The sequence below is a fragment of the Mastigocoleus testarum BC008 genome, from assembly GCF_001456025.1.
Lineage (GTDB): Bacteria > Cyanobacteriota > Cyanobacteriia > Cyanobacteriales > Nostocaceae > Mastigocoleus > Mastigocoleus testarum.
On record NZ_LMTZ01000095.1, the window covers coordinates 116871 to 127918 of the forward strand.

General features: G+C 38.7%; 8 protein-coding genes. 1 reads left to right on the forward strand and 7 read right to left on the reverse strand.

The genetic code is table 11. From position 1 onward, the window contains the following. Positions 1 to 8 precede the first annotated feature (8 nt). The 4 genes from BC008_RS20170 to BC008_RS20185 form a co-directional block, all read right to left on the reverse strand. Positions 9 to 347, reverse strand: a complete 339-nt coding sequence (locus BC008_RS20170) for an ArsR/SmtB family transcription factor (RefSeq protein ID WP_027842680.1) — start codon at positions 345 to 347, stop codon at positions 9 to 11. A 61-nt stretch (positions 348 to 408) separates the two neighbouring features. Then, the gene (locus tag BC008_RS20175; protein WP_027842679.1) at positions 409 to 1590 is read right to left on the reverse strand and encodes an aspartate aminotransferase; all 1182 of its coding nucleotides are present in this window, start codon (positions 1588 to 1590) and stop codon (positions 409 to 411) included. Next, complete coding sequence (locus BC008_RS20180; RefSeq protein ID WP_027842678.1) at positions 1587 to 2774, reverse strand: iron-containing alcohol dehydrogenase family protein; 1188 nt, start codon at positions 2772 to 2774, stop codon at positions 1587 to 1589. The genes BC008_RS20175 and BC008_RS20180 overlap by 4 nt, the downstream gene beginning before the upstream one ends. Before the next feature lie 927 nt (positions 2775 to 3701). Further along, positions 3702 to 4223: a Ycf51 family protein gene (locus BC008_RS20185; protein ID WP_027842677.1), complete on the reverse strand. Its 522-nt coding sequence runs from the start codon at positions 4221 to 4223 to the stop codon at positions 3702 to 3704. A gap of 805 nt (positions 4224 to 5028) precedes the next feature. Between BC008_RS20185 and BC008_RS48490 the strand changes: the two genes are divergently transcribed. Further along, positions 5029 to 5250 (forward strand): hypothetical protein, encoded by a 222-nt coding sequence (locus tag BC008_RS48490; RefSeq protein ID WP_161938137.1) that lies wholly within the window; start codon positions 5029 to 5031, stop codon positions 5248 to 5250. A 23-nt stretch (positions 5251 to 5273) separates the two neighbouring features. On the opposite strand, the gene BC008_RS20190 is transcribed toward BC008_RS48490, so the two are convergent. The 3 genes from BC008_RS20190 to glyS form a co-directional block, all read right to left on the reverse strand. Then, positions 5274 to 6419 carry a DegT/DnrJ/EryC1/StrS family aminotransferase gene (locus tag BC008_RS20190; RefSeq protein WP_027846261.1) on the reverse strand — a complete coding sequence of 382 codons (1146 nt, stop codon included), beginning with the start codon at positions 6417 to 6419 and terminating at the stop codon, positions 5274 to 5276. A gap of 702 nt (positions 6420 to 7121) precedes the next feature. Next, the gene (murD, locus tag BC008_RS20195) at positions 7122 to 8555 is read right to left on the reverse strand and encodes a UDP-N-acetylmuramoyl-L-alanine--D-glutamate ligase (protein WP_027846260.1); all 1434 of its coding nucleotides are present in this window, start codon (positions 8553 to 8555) and stop codon (positions 7122 to 7124) included. A gap of 83 nt (positions 8556 to 8638) precedes the next feature. Then, positions 8639 to 10795 carry a glycine--tRNA ligase subunit beta gene (gene glyS, locus BC008_RS20200; protein WP_027846259.1) on the reverse strand — a complete coding sequence of 719 codons (2157 nt, stop codon included), beginning with the start codon at positions 10793 to 10795 and terminating at the stop codon, positions 8639 to 8641. Positions 10796 to 11048 lie beyond the last annotated feature (253 nt).

The following is an 11048-nucleotide window of genomic DNA, read 5'->3' on the forward strand; positions in this document are numbered from 1 at the left end:
TACTTTATTTACTCATATTCATTACCACAAGGATTAGCAGGCAATATTTGACTAAAGCGACGATAATCAGCTAAATACTGTTCTAAAACAATAAATTGACTGAGATTAAGGCTGTAGTAAATCCACCTGCCTTCTTGACGAGTACGAACTAAGCCAGCCAGTTTAAGTGTTTTGAGGTGAAAAGACAATTTTGACTGACTGACTTTTAAAATGTCGCACAAATCACAAACACACATTTCCTGCTTGCGCAGTATTTCTAGGACTTTAATCCGCAAAGGTTCAGAAAGAGCATGAAAACCAGCGGCAATCAAATTAGTGTTAAGAACGGGAGGTGTTTGTGCTTGCATTACTTAATGTTGCCTAATTGTGTTTTATATTGACTTCGAATGCAGGCAAAAATAACAACGCTTAGTAATGAATACCAGCTTGTTTAAATCGGTGTAACGCTTCACCTAATCGCTCGCATTCGGCAATTAAACTGATTCGCACATATCCTTCACCACCGACACCAAATGCATTACCAGGTGTTACAACTACTCCGGTTTGCTGCAGCACATCGAGAGCAAAGTCTGTAGAACCAATTTTGGCTGGACATGGGACCCAGATATACATGGTAGCTTTAGTTTTGGGAATCTGCCAACCTAAATCGGCCAAACCTTTAATCAAAAAATCCCGACGAGTACGATATCGCTGTTGTACTTCTTGCAGGTAACTATCTGGTAATTGTAAAGCTGTTTCCGCTGCAGTTTGCAATGCGGCAAAAATTCCATAGTCTAAGTTAGTTTTTAATGTCCTTAAACCTTGGATGATGTGGCGGTTACCAACAACAAATCCAACTCGCCATCCGGCCATATTATAGGTCTTAGACATGGTGTGAAATTCCACACTAATATCCTTTGCTCCAGGAATTTCTAGTAAACTAGTCGGTTGATAGCCGTCAAAAGCCAGTTCTGCATAACACAGATCGTGTACCAGAAGAATTTCGTATTTGCGAGCAAAAGCAACGATTTCTTCAAAAAATTCCCTCGGTGCGGTAGCTGCTGTGGGATTACTAGGATAGTTAAAGTAAAGAATTTTTGCTTTTTTGGCAACTTCATCTGGTATGCTAGCTAAATCAATCAACCAGCCATTATCAGGTTTTAAAACTAGATTGTGAACTTGACCGCCAGCAATGACAGGTCCACGGAAATGTGCTGGATATGCGGGAGTTGGGACTAGAACCAAATCGCCAGGATTAATATAAGCAATTGCTAAATGAGCCAATCCTTCTTTAGATCCCAGTAGCGGTAAAGCTTCACTATCCGGATCTAATTTCACATCGTAGCGACGATAGTACCAATTGGTAATTGCTCGACGAAAATTGGCAGTACCTTCAAAAGGGGGGTAACCATGATTTCTTTGATTTTGCAAAGCTTCGATCGCAGCTTCAACTACTGGTTGTGGAGTTGCACCATCCGGGTTACCCATCCCTAAATCGATCAAATCTAAACCCTGTTCTCTAGCCTTTGCTTTGAGTTCGTCAAGACGGGCAAATACGTAAGGAGGCAATTTCTGAATGCGTTGGGCTGGGGCGATCCAATTTAAGCTCATTGTTCCACCTCACTATTCAATCCGCTCAGGGATATACAATTTGTTGATTCTTTCGTATCAATTGGTGCTGTAGTGGAAACCATTGCAGCCATCAACTGTTCCAGGGAAACTGAAAATGGTAACCGGTGAATATCAGAGCTTGGATTTAGAGTGATTTGGGCAACATTTTGTAACTGTGTCAAAGTAATTTCACCCAAGTCTAAGTCTGCTAGCTTTTGAGGTAATCCAATCTCTGCGTAGAACTTTAACAACTGTTGTCGTGCTGCCATTGCGAGCTGATTGCCCTGTAACATTTCCTCTAGGCGTAATTGAACTAAAATTCCATAAGCAACCTTTTCCCCGTGAATGCTTCCACGCCCGCAAACATGAGTTAAACCATTATGTACGGCATGGGCTGCAACTGTACGGCACTGGGCTCCACCAATTCCCCCAATGACCCCAGCGAGCAAAACTGTCGCATCGACAACTTGACACCAAATATCGCTTCCTGGCGATCGCAGGGCTGCGGAAGATTTCTGTAGTAAAATATCTCGTAAAACTCGTGCTTGTTGAACCGCTGCAATAATTAAAGTTTCCTCTGAGTGTCCGCTGCTGACGGAAGCTTCATACCATTTAGCGATCGCATCACCAATACCTGCAACTAGAGTTCGTTGGGGAGCAGTTTTGATTAATTCATAATCCAATATCAATAAATCGGGACAGCTTGCTAACCCCACATCGTAAATAAATGCTCCGTCATCAGAATATACATTTGATAGTGCGGTCCAAGCAGCACAGGTAGCAGCTGAAGTCGGAATTGTTACAACGGGCAAATTTAATTGATGGGCTAGCAATTTAGCTGTATCTAAAGCTTTACCACCACCGACGCCAACAATAACATTGGCTTTGTGCTCTTTTGCTGCTTTATGCAAAGTTTTGAGACTTGCTTCCGAGCAATCGGGAGTGTAATAAGACTTGGCAAAATTGAGTTCTTTTGCATCCATTATCGGCTGCAGGTGTGTTTCAGCTAAGCTAAAGCTTTTTTTTCCTGCGACTAATAAAGGACGATTTCCCAAATTTTTAATAATTGATGATGAGTCTGCTAAAATTCCAGAACCACGCATCACTTTTGCTGGAGCAACTGCAAGAGTAAGCAAAGAATTGGAAGTTGGAGTTGATGACTTTTCTGTGAGTTGATTAGGCATATAACTAATTAAAAATACCAAGACTTCTAGGTTTCTAGAAGAATGAAAAATATTATTCTTTTTGGTGGCAATTTCTAATTGACGACTTATTGAATGCGATCTGGCTGCTTGTGTTATCAGTTATTACGATTTTAACCAAGAGTGAATTTGTTTAACTTCTTAGTCCAGATAAATCAGTATTTTATTTGTGATATCAATTAACTTTCTTAAATTCAATTAACGTTCTTAAATCTTAAGTGTAAGCGTAGAAAAAATGCAATGTTTACCTATTTATTGACTTATTAGTAGCTAATAAGTGTTTAGTACTTAAGCACTAATTACCCTAGCATAGGGAGTCCCTTTGGGACTTATTTTAATCGTTTGAGATGAACAGCGCCTGAGCCGCACAAAAGGTAAACGGTGAATGCTTTCTTATATCGCAACGGCTGTAAATTGCGTTGTCTGTGCGTAATTGCTGGTGTTTTTAAAGTAACAATCCACTACAATCAAAATAAAATTCTTCCTGTTTCTATATGTGCGATTATTTTTGATGCCAATATTTTACCTAACTTTTTGACAAATTGTGTCTTGAGTTACAAAAAAATTTTAAAGCATCAAAATTACTTTGTCTTATTTTCCCACTCATTTTTTGCTTCAATGACTAGGTGATGATTTTAAAGTATGTTGTCAAATTGGACTTTCTTCTAGTATCGGGATAGCTTCATCTAAAGTGTATTCTAAAGAGACTTACAGAATCACATCTCTACGTGAATATGGATTTAAATAGATTTGAAAAAAACTTACTTAAATTTTTTAGTAACTAATCTCAATGAGTTAATAGCATCAAAAATATAGGGAATTTGAGGCTGAGAAGCATTTGAGAACTGAAGAATATTTCCGCAGTAGGACTTTCACCTCTTTCCCTGGCTAGACTAAATATTTATTTCCCTAGGCTGATAATTGCGTTAAACGCTCGAAATTCGCTTGATAGATTTCGATTTCCATCTGTGAGTCTTCACGACTAGCAAGAGACCGTTTGACTTCACCTAAATAAAGTGGGACTGATAAACCTTCTTCTGGATGAATTACTGTCCGCGCTCTGATGATTAATTTATCTTCACCTCTGCTTGCTAGACGACCATAGGAAAATAAATCGCTTGCAGCTTGTTGTAAAGTTGCTTCTAATTCAGAACGAGTAATCTCAACAGGGGTGGCAATGACTGCTTTTGTGGCTCCATTATCATAAACTAAACTGTAGCGGAGGGCTCCGGGAACCACTGTTCGTGTTAAGGGTGCAAGGGATAATGCAAATAAACCTGCTGTCAGTACTAACATAAAACCAGTTGTACCTACTAATCGGAAACGAATACCCCATTTAAGGATAAAAGCTAGTAAAGCTAAAACAGCAAATACTACAGTGGCGATTCCTGACCATTGGGTAAACTGCAGAAAATCAGCTTGAGAAAACATGGAATTGGCTGCTAATTCAAAATTTTATTAATTTTCTATATCATTAGCATACTTTGTCGAGCTTTGGTAATTAACTATTGATGATTGGTAATTTTTATCTGCTTGATTTTGATGTCAGTTGTATGCATCAAAATCATAATAATTAATCAATAAATATAAAATATAAATAATTAAGTATTTTTTAGATGAGTATAAATTAAATATATTTAACTCTCAATCGTCTATAAAATTTTATTTGTGAACGTTTCTGGTTTATTTGATTTAGTTTTTTTGTAAATCAAAGAGATTAAATAAATAAAGAAGGGCATCTTTTGAGGATGCCCGTTATGCAGAAAACACCCTAAGGGGTGCCACTACACCTTCCCAACAATCAGCAACAATGGCTGATTTAATCAGCCATACTCACAGTCAGAGACGTGAATATAATCATATTATTAACTTCAAAATATATTTGCCTCCAGTGTATACACCGAAAAATATTTACATGATGATTTGCAAATTAATTAAAGTATTATCTGAGTTTAAATGATGGAGATTTATAGTTAGCTAAAATGTTTAATTTGCTCGAGATTAGAGCACTAATTATATTTGAAATCTTTTTAGTCTTAATTAGTAAAAGGTAATTATTTTTATTCTAGGTGCCCATAAACCCTAATTCGCATATAAGTATTTAGGCAAAATTATTTATATTGATATATTTAATATTGAGTTATAGAGAACTTATGGCACTACACTCAAGTTAAAAGTTAAAATAGACCGCGCCTATAACTAATACTAAGTGCGGGTTCACTACCCCTTTTTAGAATTGAGAGAGGGAAGTGTGGGAGGTGTGGGAGGTGTGGGGGGAAATCCCAAAGAATATAAGGGGGTTTTAAAAATCGGATTTGGTATAACTTCACCTAGGGGATCCGGGGAGCAAAATTCCAAACTCCTCACACTTCCCAAACTTCCCACACTCACCATCTCATTAATTTTTCCCCGAGTAGTTATAACGATCGCAGTTACTATGTACTCATGCGATCGCTAGCAATAATATATGAACTGTTTTTATCAATCAACAACTAAAACTTTTTTGTAAGCTTGATGCGTAGCATTAATTACAGCGTCTACTTCTCGCTCTTCAAGCTCCGGATATATGGGTAAACTTAATAAACGCCCTGCGAGTTCTTTAGCAACGGTGAGAGGTTCTACCCGACAAGGTAAACCCAGTGCATATACAGGTTGTTCTGGAATAGTTCTAGAAAATAGATTTTCTGTTTGAATTCCTAATGCTTCTAGGCGATTTTCTAAAGCCAAACGCTCTTGTACGGAATCAAGCAAAATAACATATTTGTAAAATGTGCGACTGCATTCATCCTTGACTGTAGGAGTTTGGAAAGGTAAAGATGCAAATGCAGCATTATAACGAGCAGCAATTTCTTGGTGACAACAGTTCCAATCTTCCAAAAATTCTAGTTCTAAACCAATCACAGCTGCAGTAAACTCACCCATCCGAGCCCGGAAGCCAAATTCTTGATGAATGTATTTGTTCAGTACAACCTTACCGGGATCTCGCAAACTTTTCAGTTGTAAAACATCTTCAGGATTAGAGACAGTAATAAATCCTCCATCTTCTAACCCACCTAATTTTTTGCCCAAATACATTGAAAAACAACCAAAGTCGCCGATGCAACCCGCATAATTCTCTTTGTATTTTGCTCCATGCGCATGGGCTACATCTTCAATAACTTTCAGCCTGGATTCGGAAGCAAGTTCCATTAAAGGCTGCATATCAACCATTTGACCGTAAAGGTGTACAGCAATTACAGCTACTGTTTCCTCTCGAATTGCATTTCTAACTGCTTGCAAATCGATGGTCAAGGTATGTGGATCGATATCTACAAAAGAAGGAATTGCACCCACAGCACTTACTGCGTAGGCAGTAGAAATATGAGTTAATGCTGGTACTATTACTTCGTCTCCTGGGGTAACACCAGCAGCTAACAGTGCCAATTGTAAAGCGGAATTACCAGAGTTAGTGGTAACAGAGTTTCTTCCCCATTTCGACTTTAAATATTTTTCTAATGCTGCGACCTTTGTTCCAGATATATATTCTCCAGAATTAATAACATCACTAGTTAGACTTAAAATCTTAGATTTGAGAAAATCTAGCCTACGGCGAGTACCTTCAGCAGGTACTCTGACAAAGTCGCTCATAGTTGTGAAGGAGAGGGAACATTAAAAACACTTAAAAATGATAAATATAAAACATGAACTCGAGCAAGCCAGAGTTATACACTTTAAGAATCAAGTATTAAAAATCAAATATTACAAGTCAAGTATCAATAATCTAGTATATATTTATTTTTTCGGTTGTCTTCAATAATTTATCTTTAGTAATTTATATCTTTAGCGATTTATACGTTTAGTAATTCATATTTAGCAATTTATCTTGAGTAATTTATTTTCAGTAATCTGTCTCGGTCATCTGCTTTTACTAGCATTTAATTGCTTGTTTACATGCGCTATGCTAATTTGTTTATCTACTGAAAAAAAGTATATTTTAGACAGATACACCCATATATAGCAACACTTACAAGTCGAAAGTTTACTATTCATAAGTTTTATTGCGTCTACAACGTTAGTGTAGCGTGTCCGTAGGAGAAACAGGATTCATCTATGTCCGAACCAAGTTACGCAGTGTTGCTATATATACTTTAGTTAAACCCCTAAGCTGAAACCCAAAATTTAATTCATTAGCCATTTAAATCAATTTAAATCAATTTAAAAACTAACGATAAATAACCTGAATTTGTAACAAATAACTAGCGATCTGAACTAATGGCAAATGACCTGTGACAGGCTCAGTTTTGAATAAAATATTCAAGTAGTGAAATAGTCAAATAAACAATTAAAAAATTAACTATTTTCTTGCCAAGTCAAACATAACTTGCGGAAATGATTGCCACGTTCCTCAAAGTTACGGTACCTGTCGAAACTAGCACAAGCAGGAGATAGTAATACAGCCTTGGCTTGTAATTCTTGGGCTAATTTTGCCGAACGAGGAACTGCATTTTCCATGGTTTCAACTATTTCATAATTGGTATAAGCAATTTCTTGCAGGCGTTGGGCAAATTGGGGTGCAGCGTTACCTATTAGTAGTACTGCAGCAGCTTTAGCCTTGATTTTTGCCAACCAAGCATTATCATCACCTTCTTTGGCTTCACCACCGGCGATCAAAATTAAGGGACTTTTAACAGATACTAAGCCCACTTCAGCAGCATCATAGTTGGTGGCTTTACTATCGTTGATGAATTTAATACCTTGCCAATTACAGATATGCTCCAGACGATGGGGTACGCCGGGAAATTCTTTAACAGCATGGGCTATGACATTGTTTTCAATCCCTGCTAACCGAGCAGTTCCTACTGCTAGCAGCAGGTTTTGCAGGTTATGCTCCCCAACCATTTTTAATGATGATACTTCTAAGATTGGTTCATCACCGTTTTCTGTAACTTGGTAAACCCAACCATCCGTAATGTAAAACCCTTTATTCCTTACCAGTTCTTCTTTACCTTTAATACTCGTCCAATAAGCATTTTGCCAATGAACCAAACCCAATTTTCGTAAATGGGGATCGTCCCCATTGAATATTTGTGATTGAGAATTTTTCAACAAACTTGCTTTGATGTTGTAGTAGTTCTCTAAGGTTTTATGACGATTGAGATGGTCGGGGGTAAAAGTTGTCCACACTCCGATTTTGGGAGCAATGGTGGAGGAAGACTCGATTTGATAGCTACTCATTTCAACTACCAACCAGTCTAGGGAATACTTGGTTTGTGTTTTGGTGTTATGGGTATTATTTGCTAATTTGCGATCTGCTAATTTATGTTCCCCGTAGTCTAGTGCTACTTCGCAAGCTGCATAACCAATGTTGCCACAAGCTGGTGCATAAAAGCCTGCGGCTTGAAATATGGCAGCAATTAAGGAGGTAGTTGTGGTTTTCCCATTCGTACCCGTAATTCCCACCCAGGGAATCGATTTTAGATTTCGCCATGCTAGTTCCATTTCCCCAATGGTTTGGATCCCCATTTCCCTAGCTTTAACTAACAGGGGAATATCCCAAGGGACACCAGGACTAACAACAATTAATTCGGGCAAATCTGAACTTTCTAAGTCCAGTGAATATCCCAACTTGACGGTTATCTGTTCGCGAGCAAGTTCTTGTTTTTGTGTCAGCAGGGCTGAAGAGGTTCCACTGTCGCCAATTTCTACCTCCCAGCCCCCCTGTTTCAACAATCTTGCTGCAGCAACGCCGGATTTTCCTAATCCAATTACATGAGCTTTGGACATAGACTGTAGCAGAGATCCCTGGTTAAGCGATTCCTATAGTAGCGCTTCTTGGGAAAAATTAAACGCCTAAATATTTACCAATGCTACAAATTTTTTACAATTGCACCAAAATCTGCTAGCACGCGGGCATGATTGCGAAGTAGTCCAAGCAGGTGTAGTCTATTCTGCTTGATTTTTGGATCGGGATCCATAACCAGTACGCTTTCAGGTCCGTCAAAAAAATTACTAACTCTGGGTGTAATTTCTTCTAAAGCTACAACTAGTTTGCGATAATTACGCGATCGCTGAGCTGCTTCGGTTTGAGGAATTAAATCGACGATGGCATTATAGAAATTTTCTTCAGAATTTTTTTGGAATAACTCCCGATTAATTAAAGAGTTGGGGTTTAACTGCTTTGTGTCTAAATCTCCCTGTCCGGCGAGACGACTAGAACGATTCACAGTTTCATAGATTTTTTCTAAGGTTCCATCGTCACGAATTTGTTGTAAGAAAGTAGCGCGGTTTCTTAAATCTAATAGATCTTGTAACGCCCTTTGGGTATATTCTGGATCGTTTTCCCCTAGCACAGCATTAACCAAATCGTAATCAATTTGTTTTTCTTCTTGGAGTAAGGTGCGGATGCGCTGTAGGAAGAATTCTTCCAACAAAGCAATTAATTCGGCTTGATTTTTATTTTGCTCGTGAACGACGGTAAAATTTGCAACAACTTGGTGTAGTAGTTTTTGTAAGTTAACATTGAGGTTTGCCGCCCAGATAATATTAACTACAGCATTTGCAGCCCTTCGCAAAGCAAAAGGATCTGAAGAACCACTAGGAATCATTCCCAAACCAAAGATACCTACTAAGGTGTCTAACCTATCTGCCAAGCCAACTACTTGACCGGTAAGGGTTTGGGGTAAAATATCATCTGCACCCCTAGGTAAATAATGCTCAAAAATAGCCGTTGCAACAGTTTCTGGTTCGCCACTAGCAGCAGCATATTTTTGTCCCATAATTCCCTGTAATTCAGGAAATTCATAGACCATTTGGGTTACTAAGTCGGTTTTACACAATAAAGCAGCCCTTTGAATTTGTTCGGATTCCCCATTGCTTAACTTTAATTGCGTAGAAATTTGGCTAGCAATTTGACAAATTCTATTAACCTTTTGCCGTAAAGATCCTAATTTCTCTTGGAAAGTAACTGTTTCAAGTGCTGGTAAAAAACTTTCCAAAGATTTGGATAAATCTGTTTTGTAAAAGAATTGACCATCAGCTAAGCGGGCGCGAATCACCCTTTCGTTTCCTCGGGCGATGATATCTGACTTTGCTGGATCGCCATTAGAGATGGTGACGAAATTTGGTAATAATTGCCGGTGTCCGCTATCTTTGAAAACTGGAAAATATCGTTGATGGGATACCATTACAGTGGTTGTTACCTCTGTAGGTAAATTTAAATATTCTGGTTCAAAGTTACCAACAACTGCACAAGGGTATTCAACCAGATTAGTTACCTCTGCTAGTAAATCTGGATATATTTCTACATCCCCGTTTAATTTTTTGACTTCAGAATTTACTTGTTGAGTAATTGTCTTTTCCCGTTCTGCAGGATCGACTAAAACGTAAGCAGAACGCAAATTTGTTACATAATCCTTGGCTTGAGCAATACTGATATTACCTGGATGTAAAACCCGGTGACCCCGACTTAGGCGATCGCTAGTAATGGTTTCAGAACCACTAGTAAATTCAATTGGTAGTACCGCATCATCTAACAAAGCTACCAACCAACGAATAGGACGAGAAAAACGCTTATCTCCATCACCCCAACGCATTAAACGCTTTCCTTCTAAACCCCAAACCCATTGGGAAACCAATTCCATTAAAATATCCGCGATCTTACGCCCAGGAATTAGCTTATTAATAAAAACAAATTCACCTTTTTCCGTCGCGCGAATTGTGAAATCTTTAACTTCAACCCCTTGCTTTTTGGCAAAACCTGCTGCGGCTTTAGTTGGTTGACCATCTTTAAAAGCTGCTTGAACGGGCGGACCTTTGATTTCTTCTTCCCGGTCTGCTTGTTGTGATGGTAGACCTTTAATAAGTACCGCTAACCGTCGGGGAGTACCGTAAACTTCTACAGCTTCCGAACTAACGTTATTTTCTCTTAAACTTTTGGGTACGCGCTCCTGGAGTTGCTTTAGGGCGCTGCTGAGAAAACTTGCAGGTAGTTCTTCTGTACCAACTTCTAATAAAAACGCAGGCATAAGAGACTCAATTTTTTCTGGTCGGGGTTGACATCAATCAAATAATGCCAACAGTTTACAGGATATACCAAGCATTGGGGTTACTGAATTGAGTTTGGGAAGTTTGGGGAGTTTGGGGGGTGTGGGAAGTTTGGGAAGTGTGGGGAGGATGGGGAGTGTGGGAAGAGAAGGAGATATTTTTGTATCCCCTCAAAATTCCGGGGTAAGGAGTTACTCAGGTATCCATGACCAACCAAAAGGATTAGAAGAGGAC